Origin of the sequence: Enterobacter sp. BNK-34 (assembly GCF_048684445.1) — a bacterium.
GTDB lineage: Bacteria > Pseudomonadota > Gammaproteobacteria > Enterobacterales > Enterobacteriaceae > Enterobacter > Enterobacter pseudoroggenkampii.
Map to the genome: position 1 here is coordinate 3,877,431 of NZ_JBLQUA010000001.1, position 20,803 is coordinate 3,898,233.

The 20,803-nt window shown below is 53.8% G+C and carries 17 protein-coding genes; 14 read left to right on the plus strand and 3 right to left on the minus strand.

Translation table 11 applies throughout. The features are described 5' to 3' along the window. The first annotated feature begins 13 nt into the window (after positions 1 to 13). From sapA to ACMGG5_RS19015, 6 genes are all read left to right on the plus strand, one after another. Positions 14 to 1,654: an ABC transporter substrate-binding protein SapA gene (gene sapA, locus ACMGG5_RS18990; RefSeq protein ID WP_023312048.1), complete on the plus strand. Its 1,641-nt coding sequence runs from the start codon at positions 14 to 16 to the stop codon at positions 1,652 to 1,654. Then, a complete protein-coding gene (gene sapB, locus ACMGG5_RS18995; RefSeq protein ID WP_024907137.1) occupies positions 1,651 to 2,616 on the plus strand; it encodes a putrescine export ABC transporter permease SapB in 966 nt (321 codons plus the stop codon). Before sapA ends, sapB begins: the two co-directional genes overlap by 4 nt. After that, entirely contained in the window at positions 2,603 to 3,493 is an 891-nt protein-coding gene (gene sapC / locus ACMGG5_RS19000; protein WP_024907136.1) for a putrescine export ABC transporter permease SapC, read from the plus strand. The genes sapB and sapC overlap by 14 nt, the downstream gene beginning before the upstream one ends. Further along, positions 3,493 to 4,485: a putrescine export ABC transporter ATP-binding protein SapD gene (gene sapD, locus ACMGG5_RS19005; protein WP_008501228.1), complete on the plus strand. Its 993-nt coding sequence runs from the start codon at positions 3,493 to 3,495 to the stop codon at positions 4,483 to 4,485. Before sapC ends, sapD begins: the two co-directional genes overlap by 1 nt. 1 nt (position 4,486) lies before the next feature. Further along, the gene (gene sapF, locus ACMGG5_RS19010; protein ID WP_023312051.1) at positions 4,487 to 5,293 is read left to right on the plus strand and encodes a putrescine export ABC transporter ATP-binding protein SapF; all 807 of its coding nucleotides are present in this window, start codon (positions 4,487 to 4,489) and stop codon (positions 5,291 to 5,293) included. Positions 5,294 to 5,441: 148 nt separating this feature from the next. Next, complete coding sequence (locus ACMGG5_RS19015) at positions 5,442 to 6,383, plus strand: ATP-grasp fold amidoligase family protein (protein ID WP_420278360.1); 942 nt, start codon at positions 5,442 to 5,444, stop codon at positions 6,381 to 6,383. On the opposite strand, the gene ACMGG5_RS19020 is transcribed toward ACMGG5_RS19015, so the two are convergent. Together ACMGG5_RS19020 and ACMGG5_RS19025 are read right to left on the minus strand one after the other, a co-directional pair. After that, a complete protein-coding gene (locus ACMGG5_RS19020; protein WP_248271896.1) occupies positions 6,364 to 7,428 on the minus strand; it encodes an ATP-binding protein in 1,065 nt (354 codons plus the stop codon). The genes ACMGG5_RS19015 and ACMGG5_RS19020 overlap by 20 nt on opposite strands. Beyond that, complete coding sequence (locus ACMGG5_RS19025; protein WP_024907133.1) at positions 7,425 to 8,129, minus strand: response regulator; 705 nt, start codon at positions 8,127 to 8,129, stop codon at positions 7,425 to 7,427. The genes ACMGG5_RS19020 and ACMGG5_RS19025 overlap by 4 nt, the downstream gene beginning before the upstream one ends. A 271-nt stretch (positions 8,130 to 8,400) precedes the next feature. Here ACMGG5_RS19025 and ACMGG5_RS19030 point away from each other — a divergent pair, with 271 nt between their 5' ends. From ACMGG5_RS19030 to pdeR, 6 genes are all read left to right on the plus strand, one after another. Further along, positions 8,401 to 8,787, plus strand: coding sequence for a hypothetical protein (locus ACMGG5_RS19030; protein WP_024907132.1), 387 nt, complete (start codon positions 8,401 to 8,403; stop codon positions 8,785 to 8,787). A gap of 95 nt (positions 8,788 to 8,882) precedes the next feature. Further along, complete coding sequence (locus tag ACMGG5_RS19035) at positions 8,883 to 11,978, plus strand: multidrug efflux RND transporter permease subunit (protein WP_420278361.1); 3,096 nt, start codon at positions 8,883 to 8,885, stop codon at positions 11,976 to 11,978. 270 nt (positions 11,979 to 12,248) lie between these two features. Continuing rightward, complete coding sequence (gene fabI, locus ACMGG5_RS19040) at positions 12,249 to 13,037, plus strand: enoyl-ACP reductase FabI (RefSeq protein WP_420278362.1); 789 nt, start codon at positions 12,249 to 12,251, stop codon at positions 13,035 to 13,037. A 154-nt stretch (positions 13,038 to 13,191) separates the two neighbouring features. After that, positions 13,192 to 14,178, plus strand: coding sequence for a CMD domain-containing protein (locus tag ACMGG5_RS19045; RefSeq protein WP_024907130.1), 987 nt, complete (start codon positions 13,192 to 13,194; stop codon positions 14,176 to 14,178). An 88-nt stretch (positions 14,179 to 14,266) separates the two neighbouring features. Then, positions 14,267 to 16,201 (plus strand): exoribonuclease II, encoded by a 1,935-nt coding sequence (locus ACMGG5_RS19050; RefSeq protein ID WP_370883570.1) that lies wholly within the window; start codon positions 14,267 to 14,269, stop codon positions 16,199 to 16,201. 322 nt (positions 16,202 to 16,523) lie between these two features. Beyond that, positions 16,524 to 18,515: a cyclic di-GMP phosphodiesterase gene (pdeR, locus tag ACMGG5_RS19055; protein ID WP_267214947.1), complete on the plus strand. Its 1,992-nt coding sequence runs from the start codon at positions 16,524 to 16,526 to the stop codon at positions 18,513 to 18,515. On the opposite strand, the gene ACMGG5_RS19060 is transcribed toward pdeR, so the two are convergent. Continuing rightward, positions 18,512 to 19,381: a crotonase/enoyl-CoA hydratase family protein gene (locus ACMGG5_RS19060; protein ID WP_032647560.1), complete on the minus strand. Its 870-nt coding sequence runs from the start codon at positions 19,379 to 19,381 to the stop codon at positions 18,512 to 18,514. The genes pdeR and ACMGG5_RS19060 overlap by 4 nt on opposite strands. A gap of 193 nt (positions 19,382 to 19,574) precedes the next feature. On the opposite strand from ACMGG5_RS19060, the gene ACMGG5_RS19065 reads away from it, so the two are divergent. Both ACMGG5_RS19065 and ACMGG5_RS19070 read left to right on the plus strand, forming a co-directional pair. Further along, positions 19,575 to 19,757 carry a hypothetical protein gene (locus tag ACMGG5_RS19065; RefSeq protein ID WP_024907126.1) on the plus strand — a complete coding sequence of 61 codons (183 nt, stop codon included), beginning with the start codon at positions 19,575 to 19,577 and terminating at the stop codon, positions 19,755 to 19,757. Positions 19,758 to 19,800: 43 nt separating this feature from the next. Beyond that, positions 19,801 to 20,553 carry a DNA-binding transcriptional regulator YciT gene (locus tag ACMGG5_RS19070; protein WP_048991911.1) on the plus strand — a complete coding sequence of 251 codons (753 nt, stop codon included), beginning with the start codon at positions 19,801 to 19,803 and terminating at the stop codon, positions 20,551 to 20,553. The last annotated feature ends 250 nt before the right edge of the window (positions 20,554 to 20,803 follow it).

Here is a 20,803-nt window from a genome sequence, read left to right on the forward strand (position 1 = left end):
AACCTTAAAAATTATGCGTCTGGTTTTATCGTCCTTTTTTGCACTTGGTCTGTTTAGCAGCCTGGCCTTTGCCGCGCCCGGGCTAACGCCGCAGCCTGACATTCGTGACAGCGGCTTCGTCTATTGCGTAAGCGGCCAGGTGGATACCTTCAACCCGCAAAAAGCGGGCAGCGGCCTGATTGTGGATACCCTTGCCGCGCAGCTTTACGATCGTCTGCTTGATGTTGACCCGTACACCTACCGTCTGGTGCCTGAGCTTGCGGAAAGCTGGGAAGTGCTGGATAACGGCGCTACCTACCGTTTTCACCTGCGCGATGACGTCGCGTTTCAACGCACACCGTGGTTTACCCCCACGCGCAAGCTGAACGCAGATGACGTGGTCTTCACCTTCCAGCGTATCTTTAACCGCAACCACCCGTGGCATAACGTTAACGGCAGCAATTTCCCCTATTTCGACAGCCTGCAGTTTGCCGACACCGTGAAAAGCGTGCGCAAACTGGACAACCGCACGGTTGAATTCACGCTGACGCGCCCGGATGCCTCCTTCCTCTGGCACCTGGCAACCCACTATGCATCCGTCATGTCGGCCGAATACGCGGCGAACCTGACGAAAAAAGATCGTCAGGAACTGCTCGATCGCCAGCCGGTTGGCACCGGTCCGTTCCAGCTGGCCGAATATCGCGCCGGTCAATATATTCGTCTGCAGCGCCATGAACACTTCTGGCGCGGTACGCCGCTGATGCCGCAGGTGGTGGTGGATCTAGGCTCTGGCGGAACGGGACGTCTGTCGAAATTGCTCACCGGGGAATGTGACGTCCTTGCCTGGCCCGCGGCCAGCCAGCTCACGATTTTGCGCGACGATCCGCGCCTGCGTCTGACGTTACGCCCCGGCATGAATATCGCGTATCTGGCCTTTAACACGGATAAACCGCCGTTGAATAACCCTGCCGTTCGGCACGCTCTGGCGCTGGCCATTAACAACCAGCGCCTGATGCAGTCGATCTACTACGGCACGGCGGAAACCGCCGCCTCAATTTTACCGCGCGCCTCGTGGGCCTATGACGGTGAAGCTAAAATTACGGAATACAATCCGGCAAAAGCGCGTGAACAGCTGAAAGCGCTGGGGGCAGAAAACCTGACGCTGCAGCTTTGGGTGCCCACCAGTTCCCAGGCGTGGAACCCCAGCCCGCTCAAGACCGCCGAACTGCTGCAAGCAGATATGGCGCAGGTGGGCGTGAAAGTGATCATTGTACCGGTTGAGGGCCGTTTCCAGGAGGCGCGCCTGATGGACATGAATCATGATTTAACCCTGACCGGCTGGGCGACCGACAGTAACGATCCGGACAGCTTCTTCCGGCCGCTACTGAGCTGTGCGGCGATAAACTCGCAGACCAACTACGCCCACTGGTGTAACCGGGAGTTTGACGCCGTGCTGCAAAAAGCGCTGGCTTCCCAGCAGCTGGCCTCACGTATTGACGCCTATGATGAAGCGCAGAAGATCCTCGCCCAGGAACTGCCGGTGCTGCCGCTGGCCTCTTCCCTGCGTCTTCAGGCCTATCGTTATGATATTAAAGGTCTGGTACTGAGTCCGTTCGGCAACGCCTCGTTCGCTGGCGTGTCGCGTGAAAAAGAACAAGAGGTGAAAAAACCATGATTATTTTTACCTTACGTCGGCTCCTTTTGCTGCTGGTGACGCTCTTTTTCCTGAACTTTGTCGGCTTCAGCCTGAGCTATTTCACGCCCCATGCCCCGCTTCAGGGTTCGTCGCTGTGGGATGCCTGGCTCTTCTGGTTTAACGGGCTGCTGCACTGGGATTTCGGCGTGTCCAGCATTAACGGGCAGCTGATTTCCCAGCAGTTGAAAGAGGTGTTCCCGGCCACGATGGAGCTGTGCATTCTGGCCTTCGGCTTTGCCCTGATGGTCGGGATCCCCGTGGGCATGCTCGCCGGGATCTACCGCAATAAATGGCAGGATAAGTTTATCAGCGCCCTCGCCCTGTTCGGCTTCTCCATCCCGGTATTCTGGCTGGCGCTGCTGCTGACGCTCTTCTTCTCGCTGACGATGGGCTGGCTGCCGGTTTCGGGGCGTTTTGACCTGCTCTATACGGTTAAAACGGTGACGGGTTTTGCCATTATTGACGCGTGGCTGTCCGATTCGGTATGGCGCCACGAGATGATCGTCAGCGCCCTGCGCCATATGGTACTGCCGGTGCTGACCCTGGCGGTTGCGCCGACAACCGAAGTGATCCGCCTGATGCGCCTGAGCACCATTGAGGTATTTGACCAGAACTACGTCAAAGCCGCCGCCACGCGCGGGTTGTCACGTCTGACCATACTGCGCCGCAACGTCCTGCACAACGCGCTACCGCCGGTTATTCCGCGTCTGGGATTACAGTTTTCCACCATGCTGACGCTGGCCATGATCACCGAAATGGTCTTTAGCTGGCCAGGTCTGGGCCGATGGCTGATTAACGCCATTCGCCAGCAGGACTACGCCGCTATTTCTGCGGGTGTGATGGTGATTGGTTCGCTGGTGATTATTGTCAACGTGTTGTCCGATATTCTGGGTGCTATGGCTAACCCATTGAAGCATAAGGAATGGTATGCCTTACGATAGCGTATACAGTGAAAAGCGCACGCCCGGCGTGCTGCGTACCGTGTGGCGTAAATTCTATGGTGACACCACGGCAATGATCGGCCTTTATGGCTGTGCCGGTCTGGTGTTGCTGTGCGTCTTTGGCGCGTGGTTTGCACCGTACGGCATTGACCAGCAGTTCCTTGGCTATCAGCTGCTGCCACCGTCCTGGTCGCGCTACGGTGAAGTCTCTTTCTTCCTGGGAACGGACGACCTCGGACGTGACGTGTTGAGCCGCCTGCTGAGCGGTGCAGCCCCGACGGTTGGCGGCGCATTTGTGGTGACGCTCGCGGCAACGATCTGCGGGCTGGCGCTCGGTATTTTTGCAGGATCCACGCATGGCCTGCGCTCGGCGGTGCTTAACCACATTCTGGATACGCTGCTGTCGATTCCGTCCCTGCTGCTGGCGATCATTGTGGTTGCCTTTGCCGGTCCGCATCTGTCGCATGCCATGTTCGCCGTCTGGCTGGCTATCCTGCCCCGCATCGTGCGCTCGGTTTACAGCATGGTGCATGATGAACTGGAAAAAGAGTATGTCGTCGCAGCCCGTCTGGACGGCGCGACGACCTTCAACATTCTGTGGTTTGCCGTGCTGCCTAACATCGCCGCCGGGCTAGTCACTGAGATCACCCGCGCTCTGTCGATGGCGATCCTGGACATCGCGGCGCTCGGCTTCCTCGACCTCGGCGCGCAGCTGCCGTCGCCCGAATGGGGTGCGATGCTCGGTGACGCGCTGGAGTTAATTTACGTGGCACCGTGGACGGTTATGCTGCCGGGTGCGGCCATTATGGTGAGCGTGCTGCTCATCAACCTGCTGGGCGACGGTATTCGCCGTGCAATTAATGCGGGGGTGCAATAATGCCGCTTCTTGATATTCGCAACCTCACCATTGAATTCAAAACCGGTGAAGGCTGGGTTAAAGCCGTCGATCGCATCAGCATTACCCTCGCCGAGGGTGAAATTCGCGGGCTGGTGGGTGAATCCGGCTCAGGCAAAAGCCTGATCGCCAAAGCCATCTGCGGCGTGGCGAAAGACAACTGGCGCGTGACGGCAGACCGTATGCGTTTTGATGATATCGATCTGCTGCGCCTCTCCCCCCGCGAGCGGCGTAAGCTGGTCGGGCATAACGTCTCGATGATTTTCCAGGAGCCGCAGTCCTGTCTCGACCCGTCCGAACGCGTGGGTAAGCAGCTGATGCAGAACATCCCCGGCTGGACCTATAAAGGCCGCTGGTGGCAGCGCGTTGGCTGGCGCAAGCGTCGCGCCATCGAGCTTTTACACCGCGTCGGGATCAAAGATCACAAAGATGCGATGCGCAGCTTCCCTTATGAGCTGACCGACGGCGAATGTCAGAAAGTGATGATTGCCATCGCGCTGGCTAATCAGCCGCGTTTGCTGATTGCGGATGAGCCCACCAACGCGATGGAACCCACCACGCAGGCGCAAATCTTCCGCCTGCTGTCGCGTCTCAACCAGAATAACAACACCACCATTTTGCTGATCAGCCATGACCTGCAAATGCTCAGCAAATGGGCGGATAAAATTGACGTGATGTACTGCGGGCAAACGGTCGAAACCGCGCCGAGTGAAGACCTGATCACCGCGCCGCATCATCCGTATACGCAGGCGCTTATCCGTGCGATTCCGGATTTTGGCAGCGCGATGCCGCATAAAAGCCGCCTGAATACCCTGCCGGGGGCGATTCCGCTGCTGGAATCCCTGCCGATAGGCTGTCGTCTGGGGCCGCGGTGTCCCTATGCTCAGCGTAAATGTATCGAGACGCCACGCCTGACCGGGGCGAAAAATCATCTTTACGCCTGTCATTTCCCGCTGAACATGGAGAGAGAGTGAAATGGTCGAAACCTTACTGGAAGTCCGCAACCTGAGTAAGACCTTTCGCTACCGCACGGGGCTGTTTCATCGCCAAACTGTCGACGCGGTGAAGCCGCTGAGCTTTACGCTGCGTGAAAAACAGACGCTGGCGATCATTGGCGAAAACGGTTCCGGGAAATCCACCCTGGCGAAAATGCTCGCTGGCATGGTTGAACCGACCGCAGGCGAAGTGTTAATTGACGATCATCCTCTGACGTTCGGGGATTACTCTTTCCGCAGCCAGCGCATCCGCATGATCTTCCAGGATCCGTCTACCTCGCTTAATCCACGCCAGCGCATTTCGCAGATCCTCGATTTTCCGCTGCGTCTGAACACCGACCTGGAGCCAGAGGCGCGCCGTAAGCGCGTATTTGAAACTCTGCGCATGGTTGGGCTGTTACCGGATCACGAAAGCTACTACCCGCATATGCTGGCCCCCGGCCAGAAACAGCGTCTGGGTCTGGCGCGTGCGTTGATATTGCGGCCAAAAGTGATCATTGCTGATGAAGCGCTTGCCTCGCTGGATATGTCGATGCGCTCTCAGCTGATTAACCTGATGCTGGAATTGCAGGAAAAACAGGGGATCTCGTATATCTATGTCACCCAACATCTGGGAATGATGAAGCATATCAGCGATCAGGTGATGGTCATGCACCAGGGAGAGGTTGTCGAGCGCGGGAGCACGGCGGATGTGATGGCCTCCCCGCTTCATGAGCTGACAAAACGACTGATAGCCGGTCATTTCGGTGAAGCATTAACCGCCGATGCATGGCGCAAAGACCGGTAAACAAACGTAGCACCGCTCAATAAGGATTAAATAGCCTTTACACGCTATTTAATCCTTTAAATTTCCGTCTCCATCCCTGCTCCATCTTTTAAGCAATATCAATCAACAGTTCTTCTCCAGAATATCCGGACATTACGGAGGAGAAGAAATGAACAACGCCACTTACGCTCTCAAATATACCGAGTATCTCATCAGAAAATGCCGTTCATTCTTAATGACGGACCTGCACTTTCATACTGTGAGGCTCAAGAAAACATCCGGGAAAAAACCCGACATTCAATCACCCACGACGTTGAGTGAAAAAATATGTCATCGTCTGGTCTATGACCATAATAACCTCTACACGATGCTTGCCGATAAACTCGCCGTTCGGGCATACGTTTCCTCCAGAACAAAGCGCGTGAAAACGGTGCCATTAATTGGCGTTTATACCAGGGCGTCGCAGATTGATTTTTCCGTGCTCCCTGACAAATTCGTCCTTAAGTGCAACCATGACAGTGGCAGCACTATAATATGTACAAACAAAGCGCAATTTAACGACAAGAAAGCGCGTAAAAAACTGAGCCTCGCGTTAAAGAAAAATTTGTACTACACCACGCGTGAGTGGCAGTACAAAAACATTACGCCGAGTATACTTTGCGAGCCATTCGTCGATCTCTTCGATGATGCTGACAGGAATACGACGCCCGAAATGCTGAGGATCCATTGCTTTCATGGCGTCGCCCACTATGTTGAAGCGGATTTTACGGATGATAACGGCAACGGTTTTATCAACGTTTACGACAGGCACTGGAACTTACAACCCTTCCAGATGGAGTATCCGAATACTTCAGTAAATCCAGACGAACCGGTCTTGTTCCGACAAGCGTTGCTGGCATCCCAGGAGCTGGCGGATGGCATTGACTACTGCCGCGTTGACCTCATGCTAAAAAAAGAAGACATCTATTTCAGTGAAATAACCTTAAGCCCGAGACGCGGTAAACTGACGATTACCCCGCAGGAATGGGATGCTAAGTTAGGAAAAATATGGCATTTATCGCCGGCAGGAGCATTTGACCTGCCGCTGAAACTTACGAGTCGGGCCAGGTAAGTTTAAATATCGAGTGGCTTTGCGTCGATAAGGTATAGGTAACATCGCCACCATGCGCCAGCATGATGGCTTTTACTACCGACAAGCCCAAACCACAGCCTTCCGGGTTCAACTGCCTGGCGCCATTATCGCGCTGAAACGGCTGAAATAAGAAATCATGAAACTCCCTGGGGATGCCCGGCCCCCCGTCCTGAATAAGGATATAATTGCCTTTATCAGAAACGCCATTTTTCACGATGAGTTTGCGCGAGGTTGAATAGTGTAAGGCATTGTCAAATAAAACGGTCAGACACTGATTGATGCGTAACGGATCGAATACGCATTGCTGATCCCTCAGTTCTGTATTGACGGTAAATGCCTTACGGCTGAACTCGGGCATGAAGGTATCGAGCGCGTCCTGTATTGTCCCTTTTAAATCCGTTCTGGACTGGTATAGCGTATATCCCGCCCCGCCATCCGAACTGACAACCCGGAGATCTTCAATCAGGCGGGTTAACCCTTCCGTCTGTTTGAGAAGATTATTAAACAGCACCGGGTCCGGGGTAAAAACACCGTCAACCAACCCCTGAAGCCGTCCGCGCAAGATCGTGACCGGGGTTCTCAGCTCATGCGCAATAGCCGCATTCCAGGATTTCCTCTGAATATCCAGCGTCTGTAATTTTTCCGCCATTTCATTGAAATCCGTCACAAGGTGATTGATCTCACCCAGCCTGGAACTGGCACAGAATGCCCGGGCATCCAGATCGCCCTGAGAAATCTTTTTCAGGCTGGACGCGACCGCGTTTAGCGGGGTGAGTATTCGCGATGACAGTTTGACCGTGAAAAAGAGGGCAATAATCAGGCTGATCGTCGTCGCGGTCCCAATCCATGCCCAGTCCCACATCGTCATCTGTTCATCATCGCCTGCAGCAGGGCCGCCCGGGAGGTGATCCAGAATAAAGGAGTAAAAAAACCAGGAGCCCAGGATGGCGATGGCAATTATCGTAAACGTCAGCAACAGCATATACGTTAAGATCTGACGACTCAGGACAGACTCTTTATTCATTTCTTTTCCCCAAGCCGGTAGCCCATGCCTCTGATGCTCTCGGGAACACCGTAAAGACCGGCAAGCTCCAGTTTTTTACGCAACTTGCTCATATGGCTATCGACCGTTCTGTCGAGCGTATCGCCTTCCGGCAGACACGCGTTGAGTAACTCTTCACGGGAACAGACCTTTCGCGGATAACGCACCAGCCAGGTAAGTAATTTAAATTCGGTCGTCGTTAATACCGGGGAGATAACCTCTTCGCCCACGGTGACTTCCACGTAGAAATCATCCGGATAGACCGTAATAAAGGGCGTTCTGAGCGGCAGGGAACCCGCCTGCTGAAGCGCAGGTTTTGTCCTGCGCAGCACCGCCTCAACCCGTGCGACAACCTCAGAGGGGTTAAAGGGTTTGATTACGTAATCATCCGCCCCGAGCCTCAGACCCATAAGCTTATCGACGTCCTGATCGAGAGCGGAAACCATAATGACGGGGACAGCACTTTCATGGCGAAGCGTAGTAAGCACGCTCCAGCCGTCACACACGGGCAGGTGAATGTCCAGCAAGATGAGATCCGGTTTATGGAGGCGATTAAGCGTTATCGCCTGCTCGCCCTGCCTGGCCCTCAGCGTTTTCATTCCCGAACGCTCTAAGTAGCTCATCAGTATATCGGCGATTTCGTCTTCATCTTCAACAACCAGGATCAGCGTATTTTTGTTCATATTATCTCCGCGGGTGAAATCCCTTTAAGCACGCTATCAGATATCTTTAGCACAATAAGACACAGCCTCCGGGAAAAAGTGCCGTAGTCACGAAAATTTCCCGGTTGATTTAAATGCCCGGTTATTTCTCCACACAGCCTACACATTCAGTCAATAAAGACTCGACAATGTCCGTTCAAAATCGCTATTGAGGCATAACGCGTTGTGCATTGCGCGCTGCAAATTACCACTGTTTCTTAAAGATTTTATGAAGTTGGCTGCAATAATGAACATGGAACTTTCAAAATATTTCTCTCCTAAAAAACTGGGCATATATTCCCTGTTTCTCCTGCTGTCGTGGGGATTACTTTATACCTGGCTGGTGCTGGTACACAGAGTGGATGAAAAAGTCGCCTCGACGCTGCTCTCTTCCCCTATTATCTATGGCTGCATCGCGTTGTCGGTGGTCTCACTGATCATCCAAAATAAAGCTGGTGCGCTAACTGAGCTATTTGTCGTCGCCTTCTGGCTGATGGTGATTTTTGTTTATCTCATTATTACGTTCACCGTGCTGTTAAACGCGATGCCCGATATCGAGGATCTGGTCTTTTATTACGAATGTTATTTGATCATTTTTTTTGGCGGATCACCGCTGTACCTCATTATGAGAATGATTTGAGCCCTTGATCCACACGGCCTCCATAAACCGCCCACTTCCGCTAAACAGGTGCGCGGTAGAGTCTCTATCTCACTCTTTTGCACAAAAATAACTCAATGCCTCATTTTTTTATCGAACGTCCCATTTTCGCCTGGGTAGTGGCGCTGTTTATCGTCCTGACGGGTCTCCTGTCTATTCCTCGTTTGCCGGTTGCGCAGTATCCGGCGGTGGCACCGCCAGGTATCATCATTTCCGTCAGTTACCCGGGGGCCAGCCCCGATATCATGAATACGTCGGTGGTGTCGTTAATTGAGCGAGAAATCTCTGGAGTCGATAACTTGCTCTATTTCGAATCATCCAGTGACACAACCGGCTCAGCATCGATTACCGTCACGTTTAAACCCGGCACGGACATCAAGCTGGCACAGATGGATCTACAGAATCAGATTAAGATCGTCGAGCCTCGTCTTCCTCAGGCGGTAAGACAAAATGGCATTAACGTCGAGGCCGCTAATTCTGGATTTTTAATGATGGTGGGGCTGAAGTCCACCAACGGTCAATTAGAGGAAGCCGACTTAAGCGACTATTTTGCCCGAAGCGTTAGTGACGAGCTTCGTCGCGTGCCCGGCGTAGGGAAAGTTCAGCTGTTTGGCGGCGAAAAAGCGCTGCGTATCTGGCTGGATCCAATGAAGCTCCACAGCTACGGCCTTTCGGTGAGCGATGTGCTTACTGCTGTTGGCCAGCAAAATGCCCTGGTTTCGCCCGGTAAAACGGGAGATGAGCCCGCATCAGAAGGACAAGGGGTAACGTATCCCATCACCGTAAAGGGACAGCTCTCCTCGGTCGAGGCGTTCAGGAATATCACCCTGAAATCTGACGCATCCGGCGCCCGCCTGAAATTATCCGACATTGCGCGGATTGAATCCGGCCTGCAAAGCTACGCTTTTGGTATCCGTGAAAATGGCGTGCCCTCGACGGCGGCGGCAATCCAGCTGTCGCCAGGCGCCAATGCAATGAGTACGGCTTCAGGCGTGCGTGCGCGCATCGACGAGCTTTCCCGGGTGTTACCCGACGGAATGGTGTTTACGGTTCCTTTCGATACCGCACCGTTTGTGAAACTTTCTATCGTGAAGGTTGTTCAGACATTTGTGGAAGCGATGGTCCTCGTCTTCCTGGTTATGCTGCTGTTTCTGCACAAGATACGCTGTACGCTTATACCGGCGATTGTTGCTCCCGTCGCACTTCTTGGCACCTTTACGGTGATGTTATTGAGCGGATACTCCATCAATATTCTGACGATGTTCGGCATGGTGCTGGCGATAGGGATTATCGTTGATGATGCCATTGTGGTTGTGGAGAACGTTGAACGACTGATGGAGGAAAAAAGTCTGTCCCCACGGGACGCTACCCGGCAAGCCATGCAGGAGATCACCCCGGCGATTATCGGGATCACGCTGGTGCTCACCGCCGTCTTTATCCCCATGGGGTTTGCTGAAGGATCAGTCGGGATTATCTACCGGCAATTTTGTATTTCCATGGCAGTCTCCATACTGCTGTCCGCGTTTCTTGCCCTGACGCTGACGCCTGCCCTGTGCGCTACGCTACTCAAGCCGCATCAGGGAGAAAAGAGCGGAGGTGGGCGGTTCGCGGCAAGGTTTAATGCGCGCTTTCATAGGCTTACCACCTGTTACGAAGCCGGGCTGGGTGCCGTTCTGAAGCGAACCGGGCGTATGCTGCTCCTGTACGTTGCGCTTTGTGCTGCGCTGTTTTTGGGTTTGTCTTCATTACCGTCGTCCTTTCTGCCGGACGAAGATCAGGGCTACTTTATGTCTTCAATCCAGCTGCCTTCAGATGCCACGATGCAGCGCACCCTTAACGTGGTTAAAAAGTTTGAAGAGGAAATTGCGGCCCGGCCGGATATTGAAAGCAATATTATGATCCTGGGGTTTGGGTTTTCGGGTTCCGGGCCAAATTCGGCGATGGCCTTTACCACCCTGAAAGACTGGAAAAATCGACGGGGCTCGACGGCCCAGGATGAAGCCGAACATATACAGGCCAGCATGACGAACGTTACTGATGCCGTCACGATGAGCCTGCTCCCGCCGGCCATTTCGGATATGGGTACCTCCTCAGGCTTCACCTGGTACGTGCAGGACAGAGCAGGACTGGGCTACGAGGCGTTAAAGCGCGCTGCCGACGCGCTGGTCCTGCAAGCCAATCAGCGTCCTGAACTGAGTGACGTCTATATAGACGGTCTGCCGGAAGGAACCAGCCTTGCGCTCCAGGTTGACCGGGAAAAGGCGGAAGCGATGGGCGTCTCATTTGATGAAATCAACCAGACGCTCTCCGTTACCCTGGGCTCAAATTACGTTAATGACTATACGAACAACGGCCGCGTTCAACAGGTGATTATTCAGGCCGATGCGCCCTACCGAATGCAGCCTGAGCAGATACTGAAACTATCAGTGAAAAACCGGATGGGTGAGATGGTGCCGTTATCAACGTTCGTGACGATCTCCTGGAACGTTGCGCCGCAGCAGTTGACGCGCTATCAGGGTTATTCTGCTCTTCGCATTACGGGAAATGCGGCGTCAGGAGTATCCAGCGGCACCGCAATGAAGGTTATGGAGAGTTTGTCCAGAGAGTTACCTCAGGGCATGGCGGGCGAGTGGGCCGGGAGTGCATTGCAGGAGAGAAAATCGGAATCTCAGCTTCCGGGCCTTATTGTCCTGTCGATACTGGTCGTATTTATGGTGCTCGCCGCCCTGTATGAGAGCTGGTCTATTCCTTTTGCGGTCATGCTGGTCGTACCGTTGGGTCTTATCGGCGCGGTGATAGCGGTGTTTGTTGCCGGCATGACGAATGACGTTTTCTTTAAGGTCGGCCTGATTACGCTTATCGGCCTGTCGGCCAAGAACGCCATTCTGATTGTTGAATTTGCCAGGCTGCTCCATCGCCAGGGGCAGCCCCTGCTGGCGGCAACCATTCATGCCGCCAGCCAGCGCCTGCGTCCGATTCTGATGACATCGTTAGCCTTCAGCTTAGGGGTTGTTCCGTTGATGCTGGCCAGGGGGGCGAGCGACAGTACGCAGCATGCCATCGGTACCGGCGTATTTGGCGGCATGATTAGCGGTACGCTTCTCGCGATCTTCTTCGTACCGGTTTTCTTTATCGTCATTGCGCGTTTCGTCGACAACATCAGGAAAGCGTGAATACCCTGGTGGAATCACGCTGCCTCTCTGGTTGGATGAGGCGAAGCTGTTGCCGGGTGATATACTGGACGAATGCTGAAATTTTGAGCCCCCGCGAGTCCGCGGTGCATTCTTCGGGGCAGGCGTCTTCGGAGAAGTGCGAGAAATATCGTGACACAAGGGGCTGTGAGTGGGCTATAATTTCGAGCTAATTTCGAATGATTTTGAAATACTGCCTGTAACGCTATGAATTACAAGGCAAAATTAGCAATGAATATAAGGATTAAAGCTATGGGTTTTCTTTCCGGTAAGCGCATTCTGGTGACTGGCGTTGCCAGCAAACTGTCCATCGCATACGGCATCGCACAGGCAATGCATCGCGAAGGCGCTGAGCTGGCGTTCACCTACCAGAACGACAAGCTGAAAGGCCGTGTTGAAGAGTTTGCCGCGCAGCTGGGTTCCAGCATTGTTCTGGAATGTGACGTTGCACAAGACGAAAGCATCGACGGCATGTTTGCTGAACTGGCAAAAGCATGGCCTAAATTCGACGGTTTCGTTCACTCCATCGGCTTCGCTCCTGGCGACCAGCTGGACGGCGACTACGTGAACGCGGTTACCCGTGATGGCTTCAAAATCGCGCACGACATCAGCTCCTACAGCTTCGTTGCGATGGCGAAATCCTGCCGCGCGATGCTGAACCCGGGCGCAGCCCTGCTGACCCTGTCCTACCTGGGCGCTGAACGTGCTATCCCTAACTACAACGTTATGGGTCTGGCTAAAGCGTCTCTGGAAGCGAACGTACGCTACATGGCGAACTCAATGGGTCCTGAAGGCGTGCGCGTTAACGCCATCTCTGCAGGTCCTATCCGCACCCTGGCCGCTTCCGGTATTAAAGATTTCCGTAAAATGCTGGCACACTGCGAAGCGGTTACCCCGATTCGTCGTACCGTTACCATTGAAGATGTGGGTAACTCTGCAGCATTCCTGTGCTCTGACCTTTCCGCGGGTATCTCCGGCGAAGTGGTTCACGTTGACGGCGGCTTCAACATCGCTGCAATGAACGAGCTGGAAATTAAATAAGCTGTGACTCTCTTCCCGCCCGGGAAGAGAGTATTTCCCCCCGCGTCACCCCTTCGTTATTCCGTTCTGCTATTTGTTATCACCTAACAATATTTTTCCCTTTATCTGCCTTACGCCAGGATATTGATCGCCATTTTGAGATCAAGGAACGCACATGGAACAACGCCGTTTTTCCGGCAAAGGCCACTGGTATCACGAAACCCAGTCAAACCACGCGCAGACGGATGTTCTGCCCCTGGTGCCCGAAGCCGCTAACGTCGACGATCGTTTTTTGCTCGATTTAGCCTTGCCTGATGAGATTGTCGCCGCCTGTTCTGGCTGGCTTACCCCTGCCAGAGCCTTATGCCACCAGCTGTTTCCGCTCTCGATCCCCGTGAACCGCCTGCATACGCTCAGCGCTTACGATCGGCTCAGTACCGCGCTAACGGTCGCACAGGCCTGTGGCGTTCAGCGGCTCTGTAACCATTACGCCGCCCTCCTCGCCCCGCTTCCCGGCCCGGACTCCTCGCGCGAAAGCAACCGCCGCCTGGCACAGATCACCCAGTATGCCCGCCAGCTCGCCAGCTCTCCTGATGTCATTGATGATAAAGCGCAGAACCAGCTTGATGAGGTGGGTCTGTCCACGTACGACATCGTGGTGATTAACCAGATTATCGGGTTTATCGGTTTTCAGGCGCGCGTGGTCGCGATTTTTCAGGCGCTGTTGGGACACCCTGTTCGCTGGTTGCCAGGCCATCATATTCAGCCGCACACGCTTCCCGCGAGCCACGATGCATGGGTGCCGCTTTTGCCCGTCGTGGAGCTGCGCTATGCGAGTGCGCATCAGCTTGAGTCGCTGTCTCGCTGGCAGGCCGAACCCGCGCTGGAGGCGCTGACGCCGGTGCTTTGCCATGAGCCGTCGCTGCTCGACCTGACCGGAGAGATCCTGTTAAACAGCCGCGCAGAGATCCCGCAGACGTCACCCGCACTTTCGGCGGCGGTCGAACTGCTGACCCGCTCTCCGGACCGCTTCAGCGCCGCGCAGTTTACCCCGCTCACGGATCAAGGACTCCAGGGCGAATATGCCATCACGCTGCTTACCCAAAGTGCGTTTGATGGCTGGCTCAATCGTCTGAAAGTAGCGTTTGGTAAAGAGGAATAACCACACTCATTACCCAAAGACCGCTTGCTGAGACAGTGAGAATCGCGTAAAACTGTCAGCCGCTCAATGGCTACGAAAATAGAACATTATGTTTCAGGACAACCCGCTGCTAGCGCAGCTTAAACAGCAACTGCATTCCCAGACGCCGCGTGCAGAAGGGGTCGTAAAAGCCACGGAAAAGGGCTTTGGCTTCCTTGAAGTTGACGCGCAGAAAAGCTACTTCATTCCGCCACCGCAGATGAAGAAAGTGATGCATGGCGATCGCGTCATGGCCGTCATTCATACCGAGAAGGATCGCGAGTCCGCTGAACCAGAAGAACTGATCGAACCGTTCCTGACCCGTTTTGTGGGTAAGGTGCAGAGAAAAGACGATCGGCTTTCTATCGTGCCGGATCATCCCCTGCTGAAAGATGCCATTCCCTGCCGCGCCGCCCGTGGCGTTGAGCATGATTTTAAAGAAGGTGACTGGGCCGTAGCAGAAATGCGCCGTCATCCTCTGAAAGGCGATCGCGGTTTTTATGCTGAGTTGACTCAATTCATCACCTTTGGCGCCGACCATTTCGTGCCATGGTGGGTCACGCTGGCACGCCACAATCTTGAAAAAGAAGCGCCGAACGGCGTAGCGACCGAGATGCAGGACGAAGGTCTGACGCGTCGCGATCTCACCGCGCTGGAGTTTGTCACCATCGACAGCGCCAGCACCGAAGATATGGACGATGCGCTCTACGCTGAAGAGAGCGACGATGGCAAACTGCACCTGACCGTTGCCATTGCCGATCCCACCGCCTGGATTGCCGAAGGTAGCAAGCTGGATGACGCGGCGAAAATCCGCGCCTTCACAAACTACCTGCCGGGCTTCAACATTCCGATGCTGCCGCGCGAATTGTCAGACGATCTCTGCTCGCTGCGTCCAAATGAAGTGCGCCCGGTCCTTGCCTGCCGCATGACCATTGCTGCGGATGGCGCGATTGAAGACGATATCGAGTTCTTTGCTGCCACTATCGAATCGAAAGCCAAGCTGGCCTACGATAACGTGTCCGACTGGCTTGAAAATACCGGTAGCTGGAAACCTGAATCAGACGCCATTGCCGCGCAGATCCGTCTGCTGCATCGCATCTGTCTCAACCGCAGCGAGTGGCGTCAAACCCATGCGCTGGTGTTCAAAGATCGTCCGGATTATCGCTTTGTTCTGGGTGAGAAAGGCGAAGTGCTGGATATCGTGGCCGAACCGCGACGCATTGCGAACCGCATTGTTGAAGAAGCGATGATTTCCGCCAACATCTGCGCCGCACGCGTGTTGCGCGACAAGCTGGGCTTTGGCATTTACAACGTCCACACCGGGTTTGATCCGGCGAACACCGAAGCGCTGGCGGCCCTGCTGAAGAATCACGATGTGCATGTTGATCCGGAAGAAGTGCTGACCCTGCCAGGCTTCTGCAAGCTTCGCCGCGAACTGGACGCGCAGCCGTCGGGCTTCCTGGACAGCCGCATTCGTCGCTTCCAGTCATTCGCGGAAATCAGTACCGAGCCGGGCCCGCACTTTGGTCTTGGCCTCGAAGCATACGCCACCTGGACATCGCCAATCCGTAAGTATGGCGATATGGTTAACCACCGTCTGCTGAAAGCGATTATCAAAGGCGAAACCGTTGCTCGTCCTCAGGAGGACACCACGCTGCAGATGGCCGATCGCCGCCGTCTGAATCGCATGGCGGAACGTGACGTTGGAGACTGGCTGTACGCTCGCTTCCTGCAGGATAAAGCCGGGACGGATACCCGTTTCGCCGCGGAGATCATCGATATCAGCCGCGGGGGAATGCGCGTCCGCCTGGTCGATAACGGTGCTGTCGCGTTTATTCCTGCGCCGTTCCTGCATGCGGTTCGTGACGAAATGGTCTGTAGTCAGGAAAACGGTACCGTGCAAATTAAGGGTGAAACAGTTTACAAGGTCACCGACGTGATTGACGTCACTATCGCCGAAGTTCGCATGGAAACCCGCAGTATTATCGCGCGCCCTGTCGCCTGATAACCGGTTCAATTGTCGGTCCTTTCCTTCGCGGAAAGGCCGACAATTTTTCTGTTTATCCCCGCCACAAAATCATTATTTTTCCTTACTATTTTCAGTCTCCCTTCGCCCAAATTCGCCATAATTATCTACAGTAAAAGAGTGTTGTTATATTCGGTTACGTGAATTTTTATACGCTCCGTATCCTTTTTTGCCTGACTCGTTTTATTATAAGAAATTAGGGAAAAACAATAAGTTCACTTCGGTTTTGCCGCTGTTTCTCAACGGAAAAGTCGACTGCAAATGAATAATTTGTGCGCTAATGAAAGCTGCGGGAGAAAACATGATGGACGATCTGGAGCCGAATTTGCTGTTTCGCTACATGGGGACTTACAGCCCGTGGTGGCGCTTGTCAGCTGACAGCAACGCTCTGCACCTTTCCACCAGCGAAAATGCCGATGTCACTCAGGTCGTGGCGCTGGACGATGAACAGGCCGATCTCATCCGTCATTTAACCGTTATTACCTCCAGTATTTCAATGTCGCTCTCCCTCTACGGTGAAGATGTTCCGGTTCATCTTGTGGGCCGTAAAATTACCCGTAACGAGTGGGCCGGAACCGCTTCTGCCTGGAACGATACCCCCTCCGTGGCACGCGATCTGGCTCAGGGGCTCTCTTTCGCGGAACAGGTTGTCTCAGAGGCTAACTCCGTCATTGTTATTCTCGATCGGCACGGCAATATCCAGCGTTTTAATCGGCTTAGCGAAGAGTACACCGGCCTGAAAGAACATGAAGTCATTGGCCAGAACGTCTTTAAGCTGTTTATGAGCCGCAGCGAAGCGGCAGCTTCAAAGCGCAATATTACCGGTTTTTTTCGCAACGGCAGCTCCTACGAAGTCGAACGCTGGATCAAAACGCGTAAAGGGCAACGGCTGTTTCTGTTCAGAAACAAATTCGTACACAGCGGCAGCGGTAAAAATGAAATTTTCCTTATCTGTTCCGGTACCGATATTACCGAGGAGCGCCGCGCTCAGGAGCGGCTGCGCGTGCTGGCCAATACCGATACCATCACCGGCTTGCCAAACCGTAATGCGATCCACGACCTGATTTCTGACGCCATCGCCAACCGCGGGGACACGCAGGTGGGCGTGGTGTATCTCGATCTGGATAATTTTAAAAAGGTCAACGACGCTTACGGGCATATGTTTGGCGATCAGCTGTTACAGGCCGTTGCCCTCGCCATTTTGAGCTGCCTGGATGAGGAACAGGTGCTGGCGCGACTTGGCGGTGATGAGTTTATCGTCATGGCCACCAATACCTCTCAGGGCTCTCTGGAGGCGATGGCATCGCGCATTTTAACCCGTCTGCGCCAGCCGTTCCGCATCGGTTTGATTGAGATTTATACCGGCTGCTCCCTGGGCATCGCCCTCGCCCCTCAGCATGGCAACGACCGGGAAAGCGTCATTCGTAACGCCGATACCGCCATGTACACCGCCAAAGAGAACGGCCGGGGCAAGTTCTGCGTCTTCTCGCCCGAGATGAACCAGCGCGTGTTTGAGTATCTCTGGCTGGATACCAACCTGCGTAAGGCGCTGGATAACGATCAGCTCCTGATTCACTATCAGCCGAAAATCACCTGGCGCGGGGAAGTCAGAAGCCTTGAAGCGCTGGTCCGCTGGCAATCACCAGAACGGGGTTTGATCCCGCCGCTGGAGTTTATCTCTTATGCCGAGGAGTCGGGGTTGATTGTGCCGCTGGGCCGCTGGGTGATGCTCGATGTGGTTCGCCAGGTGGCGAAATGGCGTGATAAGGGAATAAACCTGCGCGTGGCGGTGAACGTCTCTGCACGCCAGCTGGCCGACCAGACTATTTTCAGTGACTTAAAGCAGGCGCTGAAGGATCTGAATTTTGAATACTGCCCTGTCGATGTCGAATTAACCGAAAGCTGTCTTATCGAGAACGAAGAGCTGGCGCTGTCCGTGATCCAGCAGTTCAGCCGACTCGGGGCGCAAATTCATCTGGATGATTTTGGCACCGGCTACTCTTCCCTTTCTCAACTGGCCCGCTTCCCTATCGATGCCATTAAACTCGATCAATCGTTTGTCAGGGATATTCATAAGCAGTCCATCTCCCAGTCTCTGGTGCGCGCTATCGTCGCGGTGGCGCAGGCGTTAAATCTGCAGGTGATTGCCGAAGGTGTGGAAAGCGCAAAAGAAGACGCCTTTCTCACCAAGAACGGCGTCAACGAACGGCAGGGTTTTCTGTTTGCTAAGCCGATGCCCGCTGCCGCATTCGAGCGATGGCTAAAACGATATCAAGCGCGAAATCAACGTTAACTGGCTTTACGCAACCCTGCCGCGTGATGGCGGTTTTGCAGCGTGACCAGACGCTCCATGTAGGCGATATCTTTCGGCTCAAGGCAGAAAGCGGCGTCAACCCAGTCTTCCGTAATATCCATCAGTTCACTGCGGGGCAATTGCAGAACGCGCGTACGGGCGCGCAGCATCGCCCTTACGCCATTCAGTTTTGGCCGCAGCGTATCGATGAAGGTTCGGGTGGAGACATAGCTTTGTCCGGGTTCAAACAAGACATCCACCAGCCCGTGCTGTTCATACCATTCAGCCGTATGGGATTCCCCTTTATAGATGAGTTCCTCCGCCAGCTTCATGCCAGAACGGCGTGCAACCAGGGAATATCCCCCCATACCCGGAAACAGGTTGAAGGCAATCTCCGGAAAACCCAGACGGGCATCGCGCTGAGCCAGGACGAAATGGTGCGCCAGAGCGGCCTCAAACCCGCCCCCTAACGCACTGCCTTCGACCATCGCCAGAGAGATGGCCCCCGTGTCAAACCCCCGTGAGGCCGCATGGACGCAATCAACGCAGGCGCGAGCGTACGCCCGTAACGCCTCCCGACGTCCGTTCTGAATGCACTCGACGAAGAACTGTAAATCACCGCCCACATTGTACATATCGGGAACCAGCGAACCGGTTACCCAAAAATCAACCGCAAAGCCAGACTGGCGAACCAGCCATGAGAAGTTCATGATCTCCTCAATTAACGCATGGTTAAAACAAGGCCGTGGCTGGGCCCGCAACATCATCCAGACGGTGTGACGCTCCGCTTCGTAATACCCTGACAGCTGCGTGAACCGTTCAGTATCGGTAAACAGTGTGCAGGTAGGCTGATTGATAACTGTCATAGTCTAATTCCTCTTATAAAAAAGCGCCTTGCGCGCCGTTTTAGACTAATCCACTCAATAAGCCCACTGCATGAGGGGGAATAAATTTATCACTTACGTTTATGTAATTTAGTTATTGCATTTTTTCCCTTCTCTTTTGATCCTAATTTCTGCATCATTGAAAATATTAACTTTTCGCGCCTGGGGTGAGATTATGTCTACTATTGACGCACAAGCTGTAGCACAACGAATTGATACCGTGCTGGATATCCTGGTGGCGGGCGATTATCACTCTGCTATCCGTAATCTCGAGATCCTGAAGTCTGAACTTCTTGCTCAGAATGGTGCTGACAACGCGCCTGAAAACAGACAGCCAAAAGCGCCGTGGGAAGTTTAACCCCACCGTCTCCGACCTCGTTTCGCTTTATTAAATGGATGCTATGAATTCCCGACAACAACTCATTTTGCAGATGGTCATCGATCAGGGACGCGTAAGCGTAGTCGATCTCGCTAAAACCACCGGCGTGTCTGAAGTCACAATCCGTCAGGATCTTAATCTACTGGAAAAACAGAGCTACCTGCGTCGCGCGCACGGATATGCTGTCCCGCTGGACAGTGATGACGTTGAGACGCGCATGATGAATAACTACGCGCTCAAACGTGAACTGGCGGAATTTGCCGCGTCCCTGGTGAACAACGGCGAGACCGTTTTTATTGAAAACGGCAGCAGTAATGCTCTTCTGGCACGCACGCTTGCCGATCAAAAGGACGTTACTATCATCACCGTCAGCAGCTATATCGCGCATTTGCTCAAAGAGACGCGCTGCGAGGTGATTCTGCTCGGGGGTATTTATCAGAAAAAAAGCGAAAGCATGGTAGGCCCGCTGACCCGTCAGTATGTCCAGCAGGTTCATTTCAGCAAGGCCTTTATTGGGATTGACGGCTGGCAACCGGAGACAGGTTTCACCGGTCGGGATATGATGCGCTCTGACGTTGTGAATGCGGTGCTGGAAAAAGAGTGTGAAGCCATTGTGCTCACCGACAGCTCTAAATTTGGCGCCGTTCACCCGTATACGATGGGCCCCGCTTCACGCTTTAGCCGCGTGATTACCGACGAAAGATTGAGCGACGCGCACCGTAATAAACTGGAAGATGACGGACTGATCGTCAATATTATTAAAACAACCGCCTGAGTTCCCTCCGCGCCCGAATTTCGGGCGCATACGCCCTTCTTTCTCTGAGATGATTCTTAACCCTGCTTTAAGAGTTTTTACCTGTTTAACCCGCCTTAAAGTCGTAAAATTAATGTTAGCGATATAACAGGAAGTGACTATCACCTGCGTGATTACGTAACGCCTGCGCGACCAGCTTTCACGGAGAACAGAATTAAGTATTCGATTCGTCTATACTTAACGTGTACATCTTTCCGTGAATCGATAATTC

Excerpts from the sequence above, each read along its gene's own strand:
- ACMGG5_RS19065 (WP_024907126.1), top strand. The coding sequence starts at position 19,575 with ATGTCTACTATTGACGCACAAGCTGTAGCACAACGAATTGATACCGTG.
- ACMGG5_RS19070 (WP_048991911.1), top strand. The coding sequence starts at position 19,801 with ATGAATTCCCGACAACAACTCATTTTGCAGATGGTCATCGATCAGGGA.
- ACMGG5_RS19020 (WP_248271896.1), bottom strand. The coding sequence starts at position 7,428 with ATGAATAAAGAGTCTGTCCTGAGTCGTCAGATCTTAACGTATATGCTG.
- fabI (WP_420278362.1), top strand. The coding sequence starts at position 12,249 with ATGGGTTTTCTTTCCGGTAAGCGCATTCTGGTGACTGGCGTTGCCAGC.
- pdeR (WP_267214947.1), top strand. The coding sequence starts at position 16,524 with ATGATGGACGATCTGGAGCCGAATTTGCTGTTTCGCTACATGGGGACT.
- sapC (WP_024907136.1), top strand. The coding sequence starts at position 2,603 with ATGCCTTACGATAGCGTATACAGTGAAAAGCGCACGCCCGGCGTGCTG.
- sapA (WP_023312048.1), top strand. The coding sequence starts at position 14 with ATGCGTCTGGTTTTATCGTCCTTTTTTGCACTTGGTCTGTTTAGCAGC.
- ACMGG5_RS19035 (WP_420278361.1), top strand. The coding sequence starts at position 8,883 with ATGCCTCATTTTTTTATCGAACGTCCCATTTTCGCCTGGGTAGTGGCG.
- ACMGG5_RS19015 (WP_420278360.1), top strand. The coding sequence starts at position 5,442 with ATGAACAACGCCACTTACGCTCTCAAATATACCGAGTATCTCATCAGA.
- ACMGG5_RS19030 (WP_024907132.1), top strand. The coding sequence starts at position 8,401 with ATGGAACTTTCAAAATATTTCTCTCCTAAAAAACTGGGCATATATTCC.
- ACMGG5_RS19045 (WP_024907130.1), top strand. The coding sequence starts at position 13,192 with ATGGAACAACGCCGTTTTTCCGGCAAAGGCCACTGGTATCACGAAACC.
- sapF (WP_023312051.1), top strand. The coding sequence starts at position 4,487 with ATGGTCGAAACCTTACTGGAAGTCCGCAACCTGAGTAAGACCTTTCGC.
- sapB (WP_024907137.1), top strand. The coding sequence starts at position 1,651 with ATGATTATTTTTACCTTACGTCGGCTCCTTTTGCTGCTGGTGACGCTC.
- ACMGG5_RS19060 (WP_032647560.1), bottom strand. The coding sequence starts at position 19,381 with ATGACAGTTATCAATCAGCCTACCTGCACACTGTTTACCGATACTGAA.
- ACMGG5_RS19050 (WP_370883570.1), top strand. The coding sequence starts at position 14,267 with ATGTTTCAGGACAACCCGCTGCTAGCGCAGCTTAAACAGCAACTGCAT.
- ACMGG5_RS19025 (WP_024907133.1), bottom strand. The coding sequence starts at position 8,129 with ATGAACAAAAATACGCTGATCCTGGTTGTTGAAGATGAAGACGAAATC.
- sapD (WP_008501228.1), top strand. The coding sequence starts at position 3,493 with ATGCCGCTTCTTGATATTCGCAACCTCACCATTGAATTCAAAACCGGT.